Annotated in this window: 19 protein-coding genes; 16 read left to right on the top strand and 3 right to left on the bottom strand. The window is 61.2% G+C overall.

Going from position 1 to position 18,999, the window contains the following annotated elements:
• Nucleotides 1-135 precede the first annotated feature (135 nt).
• The 5 genes from CLI93_RS06110 (at nucleotide 136) to CLI93_RS14780 (ending at nucleotide 4,012) form a co-directional block, all read left to right on the top strand.
• A complete protein-coding gene (locus CLI93_RS06110; protein ID WP_095542168.1) occupies nucleotides 136-1,029 on the top strand; it encodes an amino acid ABC transporter substrate-binding protein in 894 nt (297 codons plus the stop codon).
• 349 nt (nucleotides 1,030-1,378) lie between these two features.
• Nucleotides 1,379-2,134, top strand: a complete 756-nt coding sequence (locus tag CLI93_RS06105; protein WP_095542072.1) for an amino acid ABC transporter permease — start codon at nucleotides 1,379-1,381, stop codon at nucleotides 2,132-2,134.
• Nucleotide 2,135: 1 nt separating this feature from the next.
• Nucleotides 2,136-2,801: an amino acid ABC transporter permease gene (locus CLI93_RS06100; RefSeq protein ID WP_095542071.1), complete on the top strand. Its 666-nt coding sequence runs from the start codon at nucleotides 2,136-2,138 to the stop codon at nucleotides 2,799-2,801.
• 39 nt (nucleotides 2,802-2,840) lie between these two features.
• Nucleotides 2,841-3,578: an amino acid ABC transporter ATP-binding protein gene (locus CLI93_RS06095; protein WP_095539878.1), complete on the top strand. Its 738-nt coding sequence runs from the start codon at nucleotides 2,841-2,843 to the stop codon at nucleotides 3,576-3,578.
• A gap of 5 nt (nucleotides 3,579-3,583) precedes the next feature.
• Nucleotides 3,584-4,012, top strand: coding sequence for a hypothetical protein (locus CLI93_RS14780; RefSeq protein ID WP_143326361.1), 429 nt, complete (start codon nucleotides 3,584-3,586; stop codon nucleotides 4,010-4,012).
• 182 nt (nucleotides 4,013-4,194) lie between these two features.
• Here CLI93_RS14780 and CLI93_RS06090 read toward each other — a convergent pair whose 3' ends face one another.
• A complete protein-coding gene (locus CLI93_RS06090) occupies nucleotides 4,195-5,820 on the bottom strand; it encodes a YifB family Mg chelatase-like AAA ATPase (RefSeq protein ID WP_095542070.1) in 1,626 nt (541 codons plus the stop codon).
• Nucleotides 5,821-5,994: 174 nt separating this feature from the next.
• On the opposite strand from CLI93_RS06090, the gene CLI93_RS06085 reads away from it, so the two are divergent.
• The 7 genes from CLI93_RS06085 to CLI93_RS06055 all read left to right on the top strand — a co-directional run bounded on the left by CLI93_RS06085 (nucleotide 5,995) and on the right by CLI93_RS06055 (nucleotide 13,560).
• Nucleotides 5,995-6,618, top strand: coding sequence for a Maf family protein (locus tag CLI93_RS06085; RefSeq protein WP_095542167.1), 624 nt, complete (start codon nucleotides 5,995-5,997; stop codon nucleotides 6,616-6,618).
• Nucleotides 6,615-7,511, top strand: coding sequence for an SAM-dependent methyltransferase (locus tag CLI93_RS06080; RefSeq protein ID WP_095542069.1), 897 nt, complete (start codon nucleotides 6,615-6,617; stop codon nucleotides 7,509-7,511). The genes CLI93_RS06085 and CLI93_RS06080 overlap by 4 nt, the downstream gene beginning before the upstream one ends.
• Before the next feature lie 375 nt (nucleotides 7,512-7,886).
• Complete coding sequence (locus CLI93_RS06075) at nucleotides 7,887-8,894, top strand: TRAP transporter substrate-binding protein (RefSeq protein WP_095542068.1); 1,008 nt, start codon at nucleotides 7,887-7,889, stop codon at nucleotides 8,892-8,894.
• A 2-nt stretch (nucleotides 8,895-8,896) separates the two neighbouring features.
• A complete protein-coding gene (locus CLI93_RS06070) occupies nucleotides 8,897-10,810 on the top strand; it encodes a TRAP transporter large permease (protein ID WP_095542067.1) in 1,914 nt (637 codons plus the stop codon).
• 30 nt (nucleotides 10,811-10,840) lie between these two features.
• Nucleotides 10,841-11,602 carry an SDR family NAD(P)-dependent oxidoreductase gene (locus CLI93_RS06065; protein WP_095542066.1) on the top strand — a complete coding sequence of 254 codons (762 nt, stop codon included), beginning with the start codon at nucleotides 10,841-10,843 and terminating at the stop codon, nucleotides 11,600-11,602.
• A gap of 5 nt (nucleotides 11,603-11,607) precedes the next feature.
• A complete protein-coding gene (locus tag CLI93_RS06060) occupies nucleotides 11,608-12,522 on the top strand; it encodes an IclR family transcriptional regulator domain-containing protein (protein ID WP_095542065.1) in 915 nt (304 codons plus the stop codon).
• A 45-nt stretch (nucleotides 12,523-12,567) separates the two neighbouring features.
• Nucleotides 12,568-13,560 carry a DNA-binding transcriptional regulator gene (locus CLI93_RS06055; RefSeq protein ID WP_095542064.1) on the top strand — a complete coding sequence of 331 codons (993 nt, stop codon included), beginning with the start codon at nucleotides 12,568-12,570 and terminating at the stop codon, nucleotides 13,558-13,560.
• Here CLI93_RS06055 and CLI93_RS06050 read toward each other — a convergent pair.
• Together CLI93_RS06050 and CLI93_RS06045 are read right to left on the bottom strand one after the other, a co-directional pair.
• On the bottom strand, nucleotides 13,551-14,411 hold the full coding sequence (locus CLI93_RS06050; RefSeq protein ID WP_095542063.1) for an alpha/beta fold hydrolase: 861 nt from the start codon (nucleotides 14,409-14,411) through the stop codon (nucleotides 13,551-13,553). The genes CLI93_RS06055 and CLI93_RS06050 overlap by 10 nt on opposite strands.
• Before the next feature lie 76 nt (nucleotides 14,412-14,487).
• Nucleotides 14,488-15,441, bottom strand: coding sequence for a 3-carboxyethylcatechol 2,3-dioxygenase (locus tag CLI93_RS06045; RefSeq protein WP_095542062.1), 954 nt, complete (start codon nucleotides 15,439-15,441; stop codon nucleotides 14,488-14,490).
• Nucleotides 15,442-15,687: 246 nt separating this feature from the next.
• On the opposite strand from CLI93_RS06045, the gene CLI93_RS06040 reads away from it, so the two are divergent.
• The 4 genes from CLI93_RS06040 to CLI93_RS06025 all read left to right on the top strand — a co-directional run bounded on the left by CLI93_RS06040 (nucleotide 15,688) and on the right by CLI93_RS06025 (nucleotide 18,987).
• Nucleotides 15,688-16,005: a DUF1153 domain-containing protein gene (locus CLI93_RS06040; RefSeq protein ID WP_095542061.1), complete on the top strand. Its 318-nt coding sequence runs from the start codon at nucleotides 15,688-15,690 to the stop codon at nucleotides 16,003-16,005.
• A gap of 20 nt (nucleotides 16,006-16,025) precedes the next feature.
• Entirely contained in the window at nucleotides 16,026-16,823 is a 798-nt protein-coding gene (locus tag CLI93_RS06035) for an IS3 family transposase (protein WP_095542060.1), read from the top strand.
• Nucleotides 16,824-17,112: 289 nt separating this feature from the next.
• Nucleotides 17,113-17,910 carry a 2-keto-4-pentenoate hydratase gene (locus CLI93_RS06030; protein ID WP_095542059.1) on the top strand — a complete coding sequence of 266 codons (798 nt, stop codon included), beginning with the start codon at nucleotides 17,113-17,115 and terminating at the stop codon, nucleotides 17,908-17,910.
• Between the two features lie 117 nt (nucleotides 17,911-18,027).
• Nucleotides 18,028-18,987, top strand: a complete 960-nt coding sequence (locus CLI93_RS06025) for an acetaldehyde dehydrogenase (acetylating) (RefSeq protein ID WP_095542058.1) — start codon at nucleotides 18,028-18,030, stop codon at nucleotides 18,985-18,987.
• The last annotated feature ends 12 nt before the right edge of the window (nucleotides 18,988-18,999 follow it).

Raw genomic sequence — 18,999 nt, 5'->3', positions numbered from 1 at the left:
AGGGCAAGGCTTTGTGCAACGCTGCAGACCGCCCTCATCCGCTTCCCTTGCCTAGCGTGCGGAGGCTTTGAACTGGCTCTTACGCCGCTGATGTACAAAGGCGGCTCTGCATTCATTCCATCAAAGGAGCACGTGATGAAAAAACAAGTTTTTGCCCTGGCCATTCTGGCCGCCGCTGCCACGGCCACCGTGGCCCAAGCCGATACGCTGGAGAAGATCAAAAACTCCGGCGAGGTGACGCTGGGCGTGCGTGAGTCCTCCGGCCTGGGCTACACGCTGGGCAATGGCGTGTACGTGGGCTTCCACACCGAGATGGCAGAAAACATCATCAAGGATTTGGAAAAAGACCTGGGCAAACCGCTGAAGATCAAGTACCAGCCCATCACCTCGCAAAACCGCATCCCGCTGGTGACCAACGGCACCGTCGATTTCGAATGCGGCTCGACCACCAACAACCGCGCTCGCCAGAAGGAAGTGGACTTTGCCCACACCACCTACGTGGAAGAAGTGCGCATGGCCACCAAGAAGGACTCGGGCATCCAGTCCGTGGCTGATCTGAACAACAAGACCATTGCCGTCACCACCGGCACGACTTCGGTGCAAACGCTGCGCAAGCACCGCCGCGCCGAGGGCGTGAGCTTCAAGGAAGTCATGGGCAAAGACCACGCCGACAGCTTCCTGCTGCTGGAGACCGGCCGCGCCGATGTGTTCGTGATGGACGGCTCCATCCTGGCGGCCAACATCTCCAAATCGCGCACACCGGACAACTATCGCATCGTCGGCGAAGTCCTCAGCGTCGAGCCCATCGCCTGCATGCTGCGCAAGAACGATGATGCCTTCAAGGCCGCGATCAACAAGAGCATTGAGCGCCAAATGAAGGACGGCACGCTGGAGAAACTGTGGGACAAGTGGTTCCTGCAGCCCACGCCGCCAGCCAACACCGTGGTCAATCTGCAGCTGTCGGAAAGCACCAAAAAAGCCTGGGCCGACCCCAACAGCAAGCCGATGGAAGACTACCAGGTGGAATAAGGCCTGGCATCAATAGCCCGGGGCAGCAGGCCTGCTGCCCCGTTCAACGCTCCGCTGGCAGGACGCCGCTCCCGCCGACGGAGCGTTTTTGAATCTGGCTGCGGTAGGGGTAGGGTTTTTGAGATTCGGTTTGCGAAGCGGTTTTTCGAAGCAAAGGCCGCAGATGCAAGGCGAAAATGCACGCCAGGCTGCACATCTTGCAAACATTTTCAACGCAGCACATGCGGCGTTTTGACCGAAAACACCGCCGCAACACTGCATCTCAACAGCCCCTAGAGGCCGCCCGAATCCGCAGATGCGCGCGGCGCTGCATTGGGCGCAGACCTGGCTTGGTCATCAGGAGGACGCAATGAACTGGGATTGGCAAGTCTTTTGCCAGGACAACATCAGCAACGAAGTGGTGCAAGGCTGCTTTGGCAAAGGCGGAGACATCACGTACCTGGACTGGATGCTCTCGGCCTGGGGTTGGACCCTGGCCGTGGCCGGGCCGTCGCTGCTGCTGGCACTGCTGGTGGGCTCGGTCATCGGCACCATCCGCACCTTGCCCAACAGCCCCTGGCTGGTGCGCCTGGGCAATGCCTGGGTGGAGCTGTTTCGCAATATCCCGCTGCTGGTGCAGATCTTCCTCTGGTACCACGTCGTGCCCAGCCTGTTTCCCGCCATGCGCACCCTGCCCGGCTTTGTGCTGGTGGTGCTGGCGCTGGGCTTTTTCACCTCGGCGCGCATTGCCGAGCAGGTGCGCGCCGGCATCCAATCGCTGCCGCGCGGCCAGCGCTATGCCGGCATGGCGCTGGGCCTGACCACGCTGCAGTGCTACCGCTACGTGCTGCTGCCCATGGCCTTTCGCATCATCATCCCGCCGCTGACCAGCGAGACGATGAACATCCTCAAAAACACCTCGGTGGCCTTCGCCGTATCCATTGCCGAACTGACCATGTTCGCCATGCAGGCACAAGAGGAAACCGCCCGCGGTGTGGAAATCTACCTGGCGGTCACGGCGCTCTACGCCTTATCGGCCTTTGCCGTCAACCGCATCATGGCATTCATCGAACAGCGCGTGCGCGTGCCTGGCTTCATCGCCGGCGCTGCCGCAGGGGGGCATTGAGATGGGCTTTGACTGGAGCTTCTACAACTGGGACATCGTCAGCCAGTACATCCTCAAGGGGCTGTACTTCAGCCTGTACTTGACGGTGATTGCCACACTGGGCGGCATTTTCTTTGGCACGCTGCTGGCCATGATGCGCCTGTCGGGTAGCAAATGGCTGCAAGTGCCAGCCACCATCTACGTCAACGGCATGCGCAGCATCCCGCTGGTGATGGTCATCCTCTGGTTCTTCCTGCTCGTGCCGCTGATCACCGGCCGCTCGGTCGGGGCCGAGCTCTCGGCCATCATCACTTTCATCGCCTTCGAGGCGGCGTACTTCAGCGAAATCATGCGCGCGGGCATCCAGTCGATCCCGCGCGGGCAAGTCTATGCCGGCCAGGCGCTGGGCATGAGCTACGCGCAAAACATGCGCCTGGTGATCCTGCCGCAAGCCTTTCGCAACATGCTACCGGTGCTGCTGACGCAGACCATCATCCTCTTTCAGGACACCTCGCTGGTCTACGCCATCGGCGCCTACGACATGCTCAAGGGCTTCGAGACCGCCGGGCGCAACTTTGGCCGCATGGTCGAGGCCTACATCGGCGCCGCTGCGGTGTACTTCATCATCTGCTTCACCCTCTCCAGGCTGGTTAAACACCTGAACCAGAAAATCGCCATCATCCGTTGAGGCCGCCCCCGCGCGGCTCAGCCCCAGCAAAGGTTTTCCATGATCGAACTGAAAAACGTCTCCAAGTGGTATGGCGAGGTGCAAGTGCTCAACAACTGCACCACGCGCATCGAGAAAAGCGAAGTCGTCGTCGTGGCCGGGCCCTCGGGCTCGGGCAAATCCACCCTCATCAAAACCATCAACGCGCTCGAACCCTTCCAAAAAGGGGAAATCTGGGTGGACGGCGTGCCCGTGCACGACCCCAAGACCGACCTGCCCAAGCTGCGCAGCCGCGTGGGCATGGTGTTCCAGCACTTCGAGCTGTTCCCGCACCTGTCCGTGCAGGACAACCTGACCCTGGCGCAAATCAAGGTATTGGGGCGCAACCCCAGCGACGCCAAGGCCCACGGCCTCAAATACCTCGACCGCGTAGGCCTGATGGCGCACAAGGACAAGTTTCCCGGCCAACTCTCGGGCGGCCAGCAACAGCGCGTGGCCATTGCACGCGCCCTGTCCATGGACCCCATCGTCATGCTGTTTGACGAACCGACCTCGGCGCTGGATCCGGAAATGGTCGGCGAAGTGCTCGACGTCATGGTCGGCCTGGCCAACGAAGGCATGACCATGATGGTCGTGACCCACGAAATGGGCTTTGCCCGCAAAGTCGGCAGCCGCGTGATCTTCATGGACGTGGGCGGCAAAATCCTCGAAGACTGCAGCACCCAGGAATTCTTCGGCAACCCCGAAGCGCGCCAGCCCCGCACCAAGGACTTCCTGCAGAAAATCCTGTCGCACTGACGGTCATGGCTGGCCTGGGCCAGCCTAACTCATGCTGGGGCGGTAATCGGGTAACGGTAAAAGCCATGCCACCGTTACCCCGTGAAGAAGGATTGCCGCCCACAGCCATGACCAAGGCCCAAAATGCATTGATGCAGATCCTCAGACAAATACACTGTTTATTTGCCTTGCCCATTTTGATCTCTGGTTGCGCCCTTCACTCGCAAGAACCAGCAAGCCGCGCCCAAGATCATGCGATCAATCGCGTGAAAATGCACTTGAGATCAAACGGTTGGAATGATGAGTCCGCAGCCGTTTCGTGCAATGCGATGGCAGAAGACGGGCACCACTATGTTTTATGCAGATTCAACAATCCCCCATATGAATGGGGCAATCACTCGATTTATGTATTGAATAAGAATTTTGAATTGATTGCAATCATTCCCGGCAGATAAAACAGAACCAAAACCCATCAAAAAGAAAAATACAATCGATATATTCTCCATAATGATTAATAGGCTGATTTTGTCTGCAGCCCTATTAACCATGATATCTGGAAAGGCCTGATCTGTTTAAAAAACGGCCATATGGTCGTATGGGATGTGATACCTGAAAATTGCACAAGGCGTTGCACAACTCAATCCTTCTGCGTCAGCAGCGCGCGGCGGTATTGCACGGCTTCGGCCACGTGGGCGGGCTCGATGGGGCTGGGCGTGGGCGCGTTGGGTTCGGCCTGGTTGGCCTGCTGCAGATCGGCGATGGTGCGCGCCACGCGCAGTACGCGGTGCATGGCGCGGGCCGACCATTGCATTTGCTGCGCGGCCGCCTGCAGCAGCTGGCGCGCGGCATCGCTCAGTGGGGCGTGTTGCTGCAGGGCCTTGCCTTCCAACGCCTGGTTGGTGTGGCCTTGCCGGGCCTGGGCGTACTGCACGGCGCGCACCACGCGCTGTTGGATAGTGGCGCTGGGCTCGCCTCCGCCGGCCTGCATCAGCTCCTGCACGGGCAAGGCCTGCACTTCGATGTGCAGGTCGATGCGGTCCAGCAAGGGGCCGCTGAGCCGCCCCTGGTAGCGGGCCACCTGTTCAGGCGTGCAGCGGCAGGCGCGCACCGTGGAGCCCCAATGGCCACAAGGGCAGGGGTTCATCGCGGCGATGAGCTGAAAGCGCGCCGGGAATTGGGCGTGGCGCCCGGCACGGGCGATGTGGATGGTGCCAGTCTCCAGCGGCTCGCGCAGCGCCTCCAATGCCGCGCGCGGGAATTCCGGCAGTTCATCGAGGAACAGCACACCTTGGTGCGCCAAGGAGATTTCCCCAGGCTTGGGGGGCGAGCCGCCGCCCACCAGCGCCACGGCGCTGGCCGTGTGGTGCGGGCTGCGCACTGGGCGCACGCCCCATTGCTCCCAGCGCAATGGCCCGGTCAGGCTGGCCATGGCGGCGCTTTGCAGCGCATCGGCCGGCGTCAGCGGCGGCAGCAGGCCGGCCAGGCGCTGCGCCAGCATGGATTTGCCCGCCCCAGGCGGCCCGACCATGAGCAGGTGATGACCGCCAGCGGCGGCAATTTCCAGCGCCCGGCGCGCAGCCAGCTGGCCTTTGACGTCGGCCATGTCCGGGTAGCGCGGCGGCGGATGGCGGGCATCGCCGGGTTGCAGGCGCACCAGGCCGTGGCCAGGCTCGGAATCGGCTGCGGCAGCGTCCGGCCCCGAGCCGCCCTGGCGGAAGAAAGCCACCGCATCAAGCAGATGCGCAGCGCGGTAGACGGTGCAATCGGGGGCCAGCACGGCTTCTTCGGCGCTGCCCGGCGGCAGCACCCATTGCAGAGGCACGGCGGCCGCTGCGCTCGCATCCGCACCGGGGCTGGGCATGGCCGGCGCTGGTCGTGCCATCACCATGGGCAGGGCGCCGCGCACTGGCCGCAACGCGCCCGAGAGCGAGAGCTCCCCGGCAAAAGCAAAGCCTGCCAGGCGCTGCGCATCGAGCAGGCCGCTGGCGGCCAGAATGCCCAGCGCAATGGGCAGGTCGAACCGGCCTGAATCCTTGGGCAGATCGGCCGGCGCCAGGTTGACGGTGATGCGCTTGTTGCTGGGAAATTCCAGCCCGCTGTTGAGGATGGCCGAGCGCACGCGCTCGCGCGCCTCGCGCACTTCCACGTCCGCCAGCCCGACCAACGTGAAGCTGGGCAGGCCATTGGCCAGGTGCACTTCCACCGTCACGCCAGGGGCCTCCAGACCCAGCAACGCCCGGCTTTGCAGTTGCGCCAGTCCCATGTGTTCTCCTCCTTGCCGGGGCTTGCCCCGCTCGCCCCTCTGCCCTCCATCCTGCCCCCGCCAAAACGCTGGATGCAGGATGGCCCCTGCAGAAAATTATCCTGCCCTTGGCAGCACGCGACCAGTGTGCACGCCATGCGCGGCAGGCGCACTGCGCCGGGCGACAATCACGCCATGAACCGCCCAACCCCCTCCCCATCCCCTGCCGATCAGGGCGCTGCCCTGCGGCTGATCCTGGCCTCAACCTCACGCTACCGGCAGGAATTGCTCTCCCGCCTGGGCCTGTCCTTCGAGGCCATCGCCCCGGACGTGGACGAAACCCCGCTGCCGGGCGAAGCCCCGCAGGCACTGGCCCAGCGCCTGGCGCTGGCCAAGGCGCACAGCGTGGCCGCACGCCACCCCGAGGCGCTGGTCATTGGCTCCGACCAGGTGGCCGAACTCGACGGCCAGGCGCTGGGCAAGCCACTGCAGCACGCACGCGCCGTGGCCCAGCTCACACAAATGAGCGGCCGCACCGTGGTGTTCCACACCGCCGTGGCCGTGGTCTGCCAGGCGCGCGGCCTGGCGCTGCAGGAGCTGGCGCCAGTGCGCACGCGCTTTCGCCCGCTGGACGCCGCCACCATCGAACGCTACCTGCTTGCCGAGCAGCCCTACGACTGCGCCGGCAGCGCCAAGAGCGAGGGCCTGGGCATTGCACTGCTGGACGAAATCGCCAGTGACGACCCCACGGCCCTGATCGGCCTGCCGCTGATCCGCACCTGCCGCCTGCTGCGCCAGGCCGGGTTGGCCATCCCATGAGCGCGCCGACCACCACCGCTGTGGCCACCGCGCCACGCGGCCGCCTGCTGCTGGTGCCCGCGCCGCTGGACTTTGGCTGCGCCGAGCCAGTGCCATTGGAGCACGTGCTGCCCGCGCACACGCTGCGCGAAGCGGCGCGGCTGCGCCATTGGATTGCCGAGAGCGCCAAGAGCGCGCGCGCCTACCTCAAGCGCATCGACGCGCTGTACCCACTGGCGGCCCCCCTGCAAGAACTGCACATCGCCGAGCTGCCGCGCCACATCCACAAACAAGGCGACCACGCCGGCGCCACACGGCCCAGGGCCAGCCGTAGCGCGGCCGCCCGCCAGTGGCCCGAACGCCACGGCGCCCACGCCACCCGCAGCGCCAGCGATAGCGGCGCTGCGGCCTTTGAGCCGCGCGCGCTGCTGCAACCGGCACTGGCCGGGCATGACATCGGGCTGGTCAGCGAGGCAGGCATGCCCGGGGTGGCCGATCCAGGTTCCTCCATCGTGCGCGCCGCGCACCAGCTTGGGCTGGTCGTGTTGCCCTTGGTTGGCCCGGTGTCGCTATTGCTGGCTCTGGCCGCCTCTGGCCTCAATGGCCAGAGCTTTGCCTTCGTCGGCTACCTGCCGCAAGACGACGCGGCCCGCGCTGCCGCCATCGGCCAGCTCGAAGCCCAGGCCCGCCGCAGCGGCCAGGCGCAAATCCTGATCGAAACGCCCTACCGCAACGCGCGCCTGTGGCAGGCGCTGCTGCAACAGCTACGGCCCGATACCTGGCTGTCCATCAGCGCTGGACTGAGCCTGCCGGGCGCCATCAGCCAAAGCCGTCCGGTGCAGCAATGGCGCAGCCTGGGCGGCGCCTGCCCGGTCGATGGCAAGACCCCGGCGGTGTTCACGCTGGGCTGTTGAGAGCCTGGCGTTGCCGGTGATGCAAGTCGCTGCTGACGACGCTTCACCCTGCCCCCCGTCAGTGCCGCTTTCTCCTCAGATGCAGACGCGGGCCTGCACGCCATCAAAAACCAAGGCCCCTACTGGCATGGATGCTCAATGCCATCATGACCTTGCGCCCTGCGTCCCCCAGCAAGCTCACACCGCCTCAAGGTACCTGCCAAAAGCCATTGCCTGGCCAGAGACGCGGCAATACCCCACAGGGTTTGCCCCAGTGCCATGTTTATCAAGTGAACAGCTCGCTATTTCTGATTGATTGCAGGACGGTGTCTGTGTTTAATTCGGCAGCCTATCTTGCCGATAGGCGATAAGGATGGCTCTTAATGGAGAAAAACGATGAAAATGGTTTTCAAGGCATTCGCACTTTCCATTTCTCTGGCCTGCGGCGCTGCCTTGGCCCAGAGCAAACCAGTGACGTTCAAATTTGCCAATTTTGCAGGACCCACCGCCTACCTCACCAAAGGCATGTATGAGCCATTGGCAAAAGATATTGAAAAAGACTCTCAGGGGACTTTAAAAATCAAGATTTACTCTGGCGCCTCATTGGCCAAGGCAGATGAAGTTTTCGATGCGGTACGACGCGGCTTGGTGGATATGGGATGGGGCGTTACTGGATACATGCCGGGCCGATTCAAAGCCGCAGACATTCCAGAAATTCCATTCCAGGCGCGCACTATCAAAGAAGCATCGACTGGAATTTGGCGCCTATACGAAGCCGGACTGATGGATGGGTTTGAGGATGTCAAAGTTTTTGCCTTGGCGTCCTCCGGAATTTTGACTGCCCATTCAACAGAGAAAATCGAGTCGCTGGACGATCTAAAAGGCCAGCGCATACGTGCAGCAGGGCCACTGGCCAGCGCCTCTGTGGAAGCGCTGGGCATCATCCCGGTTGGTTTACCCGTGACCCAGACGGCTGAGAATCTTTCCAAGAAAATTCTTCGCGGCAGCCTCAATGACTGGAATGCCCTCTATACGTGGCAGGTGCTTGATTTCGTGCCTTGGCATGTTGATGCACCTATGGGGTCTGGCACGGTTTTTCTCGTCATCAACAAACGCTCCTTCGACAAGCTTCCAGAGGCAGCGAAATCTGCCCTAGAGAAGCATGGCGGAGTCAATTTCATTGATCGTTGGTCAAATGGCTTGGAAAATGAAAACCAGCGTCTGAGGAAAATGCTTGAGGACAATCCTGCACACACCATCATTACACCAAGTGATGCCGATATCGAGCGTTGGTCAAAAATGGTTCAACCTGTCATTGATCATTGGACAGGATCCATTGAAAATGGCCCAAAGATATGGCAAGTGTATTCAGATGCAATACAGGAAGTCCGCAAGGCTGAGTAACCATGAGTTCCTCTGCCCATGCAGCACCCATCCCCCGAGAGGGATGGGTTGAAAAGTTTTGCAAAAACCTGGCTCTGGCATCTTTGATTGGCCTTTTGCTGATTGCGGCGGGAACGGTCGTCGACATCCTGCTGCGCACTCTGACGCCATACAACGTCAGAGGGCTTTACGAACTCAATGGCCTGTTTATTTGTATTTGCGTGGCGGGTCTTGCCGGGCTGGTGTTCGTGCGCCATCTCAATATCCGCATGGACATGATGCGAGCCTTGGCCGGACGCAATCAAACCGCCGTGCGCCTGGTGTGTGATCTGGCCGAAGCCATAGTGCTGGGCTGGTTTGCTGGCGCACTGGCGTTTCGGGCTCAGGACGCGCTGGCTTATGACGAAAAAACCATGGTGCTGGGCTGGGCAACTGCCAAATGGTGGGGCCTGGCCGCAGCCGTGCTGGCCTTGGCCGCCGCTGCGGTATTGCTCAAGGCGCTGTGGGCCTGGTGGCTCGCATTGCGCGACCGGGCGTATGGTCAGTCTGGTTTCTGGCGCGCTGCTGCCGTGGTGTTGGGCTCCGTGGCACTCTGTGTCTGGCTGAGCTTGACTTGGGTCGATGCAGACGCCTCTGCCGGCATGCAGGCTGGTATGGCATTTTTGGTGCTGTATCTGCTGATTGCCGTGCAAGTGCCCATTGGGGTGGCGCTGGCCATTGTGGGCGCAGGCTATCTGGCCCTCACGCTGGGTGCTGAGCAAGCGCTGGTCGTGTCCCAGAACGAGGTGGCCCGGGCCTTGAGCAGTATCGACATGGTGGCCATTCCGCTGTTCCTGCTCATGGGCAACTTTGCCACGTGGGCTGGATTGTCCGGAGACATTTTCAAATCGGGATCGGCATGGCTGAGCTCGCGCCGTGGCGGGCTGGCTGTGGCATCGGTACTGGGCTGCGGCGGCTTCGGCGCCATTTGCGGCTCTTCCATTGCCACGACAGCGACATTCGGCAAAGTGGCCTTTGTCGAAATGGAGCGCCGCAACTACGCCCTGAGCTTGGCTGCCGGCTGCATTGCCGCTGGAGGGACTCTGGGAGCGTTGATTCCCCCTTCAGTGGTCCTGATTGTGTACTGCCTGGTAGTCGAACAGTCCATCCAAGTCGCTTTCCAGGCTGCCTTGCTTCCAGGACTTTTGGCCGTGCTTATGTATGTGCTAGCCGTTGCCGCGGCGGTACGTCTCAAGCCAGACATTGCGCCAGCGCCAGAGTCCTTCGACTGGACCTTGGCATACAGGAGCACGCTACAGGCTTGGCGACCGGTGGTGTTGTTTGCACTGGTTCTGGGCGGCCTGTATGGCGGTTTCTTCACCACACAAGAGGCGGCCTCGGTCGGTGTGCTGCTGGCACTGGCTTTTGCCATCACGACCAAGGGCTTCACATGGGTACAGTTCCGTGCTTCGCTGCTGGATACGGCCTTGAATGCTGGCGCCATTTATGTGATTTTCATTGGCGCCAATATCTTTGCCAGCTTCATGAGCTTTACCGACATGACGCAGCTGGTACTCAGCCTGGTAGACATCGACACCATGCCCCATTGGCTGATTCTGCTGATGCTGGCAATGTTCTACCTGCTGCTGGGCACGGTATTCGACACTCTGGCAGCCGTGCTGGTCACGACACCCTTGGTGGTGCCTTTGATTGTGGGCATGGGTCATGACCTAGTCTGGTGGGGGATTGTGACCCTGTCCTTAGTGGAAATCGGCATGATTACCCCGCCTCTGGGCATGAATGTCTTCGTGATGCGCAGCGTAGTGGGTGAACGCTTGCCCTTGCTCATCATTTTCAAAGGGGTGACGCCGTTTCTGGCAGCCGACCTGATTCGCCTGACTTTGCTGATCGCATTCCCTGCCATTGCACTGTGGCTGCCCAAGATCTTGGGCGATTGATCCAGACCCAGCCAACGCTAGGAGGCAAGCATGGAAACAAGAACCGCGCTGGTGACAGGCGCAGCCGGTGGCATTGGGCAGGCAGTATGCCGAGCATTGGCACAGCAGGAGCTGCGAATCGTATTGGCCGATTGCCAAGAGGTGGTGGCCTTGCAGGCTCTGGCCGATACATTGCCAGGGCAGCGGCATGCGGTAGTCCAAGTGGATATTGGCGAGCTGGAATCGATCGAGCGGATGTATGCCCGATTGCAATCGCAAGGCATCGGGCTGTCCGTTCTGGTCAATGTGGCAGCCATCTCGCCAGTGGGTGACGGTGGGGCGCGCATTGACGTGAAGGCAACTTCACCGCAACTGTGGAACCGGGTATTTGCCGTGAATGCCTTTGGCACCTACGCCATGTGCCGAGGCTTTCTGATGCAATTGCCGCCCGACATTGCGCATGGGCGCATCGTCAATTTCGCATCGACGGCTGCGCAGCTGGGGGGCTACCAGTCCTGCGCCGCCTACGTCGCCAGCAAGGCTGCGGTCATCGCCTTTACCAAGGCCCTGGCCCGCGAAGTAGCGCCACAAGGAATCACGGCCAACGTCGTTTCACCAGGTCTGATCGACACGCCCATGCTGCGCGCCCGTTTGCGCCCTGATGATGAGCGCGCAGCCCTGGGCTTGGTGCCTCTGAAGCGCATTGGCCTGCCCGAGGAGGTGGCCGCTGCCGTGTCGTACCTGATCCGGCCTGAGGCGAGCTACGTAACGGGCAGCACACTGGATGTCAATGGCGGCTATTACATGGCCTGAGCAAGGTGCAACAACCAGCCACTGTTAAGAGTCTGTCGAAGGAAAACATCTTGTCAGATACCGAAACCTACCCTCGCGTCAGAGCGCTGGAGCGCGGACTGGATCTGCTGGCCGCATTGAGTGACCTGGGTTGGTCCAACCCTGGTGAGCTGACCAGGCGCACAGGGATCAACCGCGCCACGACCTACCGGCTGCTGTTCACGCTGGAACAGTCTGGCTACATCTACCGGCGCCCTGGTGATGGGCGTTTTTTCCTGACAAAAAAAATCCAGCAGCTCTCCGATGGCGTCAAGGATGAGGACCAGATCGTGCAAGTCATAGGGCCACACATGGGCCGATTGCTGGCCAAAGTGCAGTGGCCCAGCGATTTTGCAACCTTTACTGCAGGGCAACTGGAGATCAAGGAGTCCACACACCGATTCAGCCCTCTGTCCGTACATCGGGCCATGATCGGCAAGACCCGCCCTTTGTTGCATTCCGCCCTGGGAGTGGCCATCCTCAGCGCCGTATCAGACGCCAGCATGCAGCAAATGCTGGCGGTGGCCGACGCGCTGGGAGACGATGGCGCATCGCGCGAACAGCAACTGCATGCACTGATGCACAGTCAGCAACAAGCGCGTGAGCGCGGCTATGCAGACTCCACCGGCGGCACCGACCCCAACATCAGTGCCATTGCCTGTCCAGTGTGTTGGCGAAACCGTGTGCTGGGGGCCATCAACATCATGTTCTTTCGCCGGGTCATGACCACGGACCAAGCCGCTGAACGTTATCTGGGCTCGTTGCGCCAGTGCGTGCAAGACATTGAGCGCGAGCTCGATACCTTGATTCTTGGGGAATACGGCTGGCCACGCCGTTGCACGAAAAAAGAAACACCACCATGGTCCACAGATCCAACAGGCAGATCTGTGTCAACCAACTAACCCCTACAGAGGGTCTGTCGCACTATGTAGGAGAAGCCGTCAGGCATGAAACATCATACCGATCAAGGTGCCCGTCACAGGACCTATGCCAACCTTTACAATGCGAGCAACTCCCAATGGAAGGACTTTCCATGCCTTCCAGAAGACCTGGGGTTGGAAAGGGCCATACGCCATCCTCGCGCAGCGCCCGATTTTTCTTCGGCGGCCAGTCTGTCCCCCGCTGTGCCTGAAGTCAATGCGGAGGCCTCCAACATTGAGGGCAGCGCCTACAAGCCCGTCGAGAGCTTGCGGCGTGGGCTGGCTATCCTGCAAAGCCTGAATCAGGAGCCCTCCGGACGGGCATCCATCTCAAAAATTAGCCGAGAAACAGGGCTGCACCGCACCACAGTGCGGCGCATGCTGGAAACCCTGCAATCCGAAGGCTATGTGCGGCGCAACCAATCTAACGAGCACTACAGCTTGAATCGGAAAGTGCGCCTGCTCAGCGATGGCTTCACCGATGGGGACTGGGTTTGCGAAGTGGCGGGCAAAGCCCTAGAGCGCTTGCAACAAAAGGCGATCTGGCCTTCGGACTTCTGCGTGCTGGAGGGCGGGCACATGGTGGTACGCGAGTCCACACACCACACCAGCCCGCTGTCGCTGCATCGTGCGGTAATTGACCAGCGCATGCCTGTGCTGTTCACCGCCGTTGGACGAGCCTATCTAAGCGCCTGCCCAGATACGGAACGGCAAGAAATCCTGCGCTTTCTGCGCCAGGGGCATGATGAGCAGGCACGCCTGGCACGCAATGCTCGCCTAGTCGATGCATTGCTGAAAAAAACACGATCTCAGGGCTTTGGCGCCAACGACGGGGACTGGCTGCATCAAGAAAAAGTGCGCGCCCTTGCCCTGCCTGTGCGCGCAGGCACGCGGGTGCTGGGGTGTGTCAACATCATTTTCTTCAAACGGGCCATGTGCATTGAAGACGCCGTGCCCCGCCTACTGCCCTTGCTGCAGGAAGCCGTGCACGACATTGAACATGCACTTGCTCAGTGCTGAAGAAAATCCAACACCAAGCGGTTGAAAGCGTCGGCATGCTCCCACTGCGCCCAGTGTCCGCATTGGCTGAAGATATGCAGCCGGGCGTTGCCCAGGCCCCAAAGCAGGCGCAGGCCAATGTCCATGGGCACGAAACGATCATCACGCCCCCAAATGATGAGCGCAGGCGCCTGGATTTCTCCCAGCCGTGGCCCAAAGTCAGGGAATTGGCGCGGATTGGCCTGCAGGCTTTTGACGAAGTTGTCCAAGTGCTCGCGCCGCGCCAGCATATTGGCCAAGCGGGCCTGGAACAGCTCTTCCGTGAGATGGCTGGTGTCATAGACGAAGACCTGCATCATGCGACGCAGGTTTTCGATGCTCGGCTCACGATAGAGCTGTTGCAGCAACTTGATGCCTTCGGCCGGCATGGGCACAAATTGACTGGGCCCCCCTGTCCCTCCACCCATCAACACCAGCTTGCCTACCCGCGTGGGATTGGACAGTGCGAATGCCACGGCGCTGTGCCCCCCCATGGAGTTGCCGATGACATGCACCTTCTCCAACTGAAGCACATCCAGCAGGCCCTTGAGCGCCGAGGCGTTCAAGTCAGAGCGTGAGCCGGTACAGACAATGGGATCGCTTTTGCTCCAGCCCGGGAAGTCCAGCAAGATGACCCGATAGCCTGCATCCGCCAGAGGCTGCACATTGCGATTGAAATTGGCCCAACCACTGGCGCCAGGGCCTGAACCATGCAGCATGACGACCGTTTCTTTGCCGCTGCCCGTATCGTTGTAATGCACTTGTAGATCCAGCGACTGCTCTTGGATGCGGGCAAAACGGCTAGTGTCGGCTTCGGTGTAGGCAGTGCTCATGGCATTTCTCCTTATTCATCAGGGCTTGTGGGTTTGATTTCGCGCGGCCCGACTGGGATAGCCGGGCCTATGCCACTCAGGCGCTGGCAGGCTCGGCGCTGACCACACCGTAGCCAGCAATCCATTCGTTGATGGGGCGGTAGTAATCACACCGGCCTGTATAGGCACCTTGCACGGCCATGGCGGCAAAAGCGGCTACCCAGGTGCGGATCTCATGGGTGGATCGGCCAGCCGTGCGGGAGATGGCGTCAATCTCAAAGTGATCGGCTTCTTGCAGGCGGCCGTGAATCAGCATGTCCACGAAAGCCTTGTCCCACTCGGCGTTCAGCGGCGTCAGGGGGCAGTCGGGGGTACCAAAAATCTTGCCGGCAGCCACGGTGCGCGCCTGCCTGGCAGCCCGCGCCTCTGGCGTGGGGTTGCGGCCCGCAATCAGGAACTCACTGACCTCCTGGCTGGCCCCGGAGAGCAACGGCACAGGCGGCTCGTGCGAAAGCCCCCCCGAACCCAGGATCAGCACGCGCTTGCCCAGCGAGGCAATGAAACGCCCCACGGCCTCACCGAGCAGGCGCACACGACGATACGGCGTGAACGGCGGCGCGACCGAGTTGATGATGATGGGAATCACTGGATAGCGCGTCAGGCTGCCCGTCATTTCTTCCAGAATCTGCGTGCAGCCGTGATCGACCTGCAAACGGTGCGACAGCGCAACGTCGATATCGCTGTCCATCACATGCCGCACCAAATCCAGCGCCATATCAGCAGGAATGGCCAGCGGGCCAGGCAGAGTGTCATAGTCTTGCACGGAAACGGCGTGAGTCGCAATGACAAAAGGCGGCATCAAGTCATAGAACAGGCCGTTGTAATGATCGGGCGCGAACACGACGATCAGCTCCGGGTCGAACTGCTCCACATCAGCACGAGCCGAGGCAATGACCTGATTGACCTCTGCCACGATATTTGGCGAAGGGTCATTCAAGCCCCGCAGCGGGGTGTGCGACAAGCATTTGAGTTGGACGATGCTGGCACCCATGGGCAATTTCTCCGAATAAAAAAACCAAAGCCGCAGCTGACCTGCGCTTATGGCGGCGAATGAATACCGGAGATTTTGCGAAGCTAGGCCACGAAACAGCAAAAAAATTCATCTGACGTGCACATAGCGCACATTCCATCAAGGACATCGTCTAGATAAATTCTGCACGAGCTGCACCCTCCAAAAGCTTCAACTGTATTGACCCAGTGAAAACCTGCACAGGTGTTAACGTTGAAGGAAACGACGATGAGCACCCTGATGGAAGACGACATCAAGCGCTGGACGGCCAAGCGTAAAACGGCCCTGGTCCTGGACATCATCCAGGGCAAGACGACAGTCTCGGAGGCTAGCCGGGCTTTCGATCTGAACCCCTGCGAGGTGGAGCAGTGGGTCGATGAAGGTAAGCGGGGCATGGAGAACGCCCTGCGTACCAAGCCGCTGGAAATCAAGGAGCAGTACGAGAAGCAACTGCGTGAGCTGCAGGAGGCCTACGGCCAAGCCATGCTGGAGCTGCGTGCCAGAAAAAAGCTGGCGTCCCTGCTGGGCAACGAGGACGAGAAATGATCCTCAGCCTTCCGTAGGGATTGGCTGAAGACGGGTTCAAGGTCAGCCTGGTCAAGCTGTGCCAGTGGTTCGAGATACCCCGACGCACGGTGTACTACCGCAGCACCAAAGCCGCGCCCAAGGTGCAGGAGCAGTTCGTCAAGCCGATCAAGGCGATGATCGAAGAGAACCCGTCGTTCGGCTACCGCACGGTAGCGCACCTGCTCGGGTTCAACAAGAACACCGTGCAGCGCATCTTCCAGATCTTGGGCTGGCAGGTGCGCAAGCGCCCGGTGGGCTTCAGGCCACGCATCCAGGCCTTGCCATCCGTGGCCAAAGCGCCTGATGAGCGTTGGTCGACTGACCTGTGCCGGGTGTGGACAGGCCGTGATGGCTGGGCCTGGCTGGCCCTGGTGATCGACTGCTACAGCCGCGAGCTGCTGGGCTGGCACCTCAGCCGCAGCGGCCGATCCAAGACCGCCGAGGCAGCGCTGGAGCAGGCGCTGATCGCCCGCTACGGCTGCCTGGGCAAGGTCAAGCACCCGTTCCTGCTGAGATCGGACAACGGCCTGGTGTTCACCAGCCGCAGCTACACAGCCCTGGTCAAGAGCTATGGCCTGCAGCAGGAGTTCATCACCCCTTACAGCCCTGAGCAAAACGGCATGATCGAGCGCGTGATCCGCACGCTCAAAGACCAATGCGTGCACCGCCACCGATTCGAAACCCTGCAGCACGCCAACCGCGTGATCGGCGATTGGATCGGCTTTTACAACCACCAGCGTCCTCACCAGGCGCTGGGCATGAAGACGCCCGCTGAGGCTTATGCTTTAGCGGCCTGACCTGTGCAGGTTCTGCTGGGTCAATACACAACACCCGTCTATGTCGTTCATGCAGTGAACGAACTCAAATTTCCTGCTTTATTCCTGTTTTTTATGAATACAGGCAGGTCATTTGTCTGCCTGCACTCGATATCCTTTCGCCCCACTTGCACCAATCAGCAGCAGAACGCCCAGCATGCACGCCGACATTGACCTGCTCTGACCAATGAATGCGGCAAATGCGTGCGTTCGTTGATGGCAATGACGTTTCTAGCGGCCCATTGACGGCCCTGTTCCAACAAGGAGAGACATGACCAGCATCCAGCGCATAGCCGATCGGCTCTGGCAAGCCCATATCAGCGGCACTTGCACGCACCCGGTGCGCGAGGAGCTCGCCCGGCTGGGCGATGCACGCCAGACCCTGCATCTGGCCTATCAAGTGCAACAAGAGCTGACCCACCGGCGCCTGCAAAGCGGCGCCCGCTTGGTGGGCCGCAAGATTGGCCTGACCTCCACAGCCGTGCAACAGCAACTGGGGGTGGATGCCCCCGATTACGGCGCCTTGTTTGCCGACATGGCTGTCGGCGACCATGAGGAAATCGATTGGTCGCGCACCCATCAGCCCAAGGCCGAAGCCGAAATCGCTCTGGTACTGCAGCGCGACCTGCCCCATGAGCGGCACACCTATGCCGATGTGATCTCCGCCGTGGCCTATGCCTTGCCGGCCATCGAGGTGGTGGGCAGCCGCATCGCCAACTGGGACATCCGTCTGGCCGACACGGTGGCCGACAACGCCTCCTCGGATTTGTTCGTGCTGGGCTCCACGCCCGTGCCCTTGCGCAAATTGGATTTGGTGCAGTGCGGCATGGTCATGGAACGCGCCGGTGAACAGGTCTCCATCGGTGCAGGCTCGGCCTGCCTGGGCAATCCACTGAACGCCGCCGTCTGGCTGGCCGACACCATGGTGCGCCTGGGCGCTCCCTTGCGTGCAGGCGATGTCGTGCTGACCGGCGCGCTGGGCCCGATGGTGGCGGCCCGTCCTGGCGATGTGTTCACGGCGCAAATCCAGGGCCTGGGCAATGTCACCGCTGTTTTTGGCCAGGATTGAATGCAGGCCGCTCCCGCGAGCCTGCTGCATGGCCCGGTGCGTCTGCCTGTTGCGGCAGTCTGCAAAAGGCCATTTCGCTTCCTTTGTTGCTTTTTCTTGCCCTGAATGCACTGCCCCATGACTTCAAACACCACAAAAACGCCCGTGGCCATCATTGGCTCGGGCAACATCGGCACCGACTTGATGATCAAGATCATGCGCCACGCCAAGCATTTGCAGATGGCGGCCATGGTCGGCATCGACGCTGCATCCGAGGGTCTGCAACGCGCAGCGCGCCTGGGTGTTGCCACCACCCATGCCGGCGTCCAAGGCCTGTTGGCCCTGCCCGAGTTCAAGGACATCCGCATTGTCTTTGACGCCACCAGCGCCGCAGCCCACATCGAGAACAACGCCCTGCTGCAGCCACACGGCGTGCGCGTGATCGACCTCACCCCTGCAGCCATTGGGCCTTATGTGATACCAGTGGTGAACTTGGAGGAGCAGCTCGCAGCGCCGAACATCAACATGGTCACCTGTGGGGGCCAGGCCACCATTCCTATGGTCAAGGCCGTCTCGCGCGTTGCGCCCGTGGCCTATGCAGAGATCGTGGCCTCCATCGCCAGCAAGTCCGCCGGGCCTGGCACCCGCGCCAACATTGACGAGTTCACCGAGACCACTGCACGCGCAATCGTGGATGTTGGCGGGGCACAAAAGGGCAAGGCCATCATCATCCTCAACCCTGCCGAGCCGCCGCTGGTGATGCGCGACACCGTGTATTGCCTCACCCAGGCCGATGCCGATCGCCAGGCCATCGCCCAATCGATCGAGGCCATGGTGGCCGAGGTGGCCCGCTACGTGCCGGGCTATCGTCTCAAGCAGGCGCCACAGTTCGATCTGTATGACCAGTCCCAACGCCTCAACGTCCCCGGCCTGGGGCCGCTGTGCGGGCTGAAGGTCTCGGTGTTTCTCGAAGTCGAGGGCGCTGGGCATTACCTGCCGACCTATGCCGGCAACCTGGACATCATGACCAGCGCCGCCATGGCCGCTGCCGAACGCATCGCCCAGGCCTTGCCTGAGCAGCCATCCGCCACGGTCTGAAGGGAGCCCAGC

This window comes from Vandammella animalimorsus, assembly GCF_002288875.1.
GTDB classification, from domain to species: Bacteria; Pseudomonadota; Gammaproteobacteria; order Burkholderiales; family Burkholderiaceae_C; genus Lampropedia; species Lampropedia animalimorsus.
Note: the sequence above shows the minus strand (reverse complement) of the source record. Positions and strands in the feature narration are given on the sequence as shown.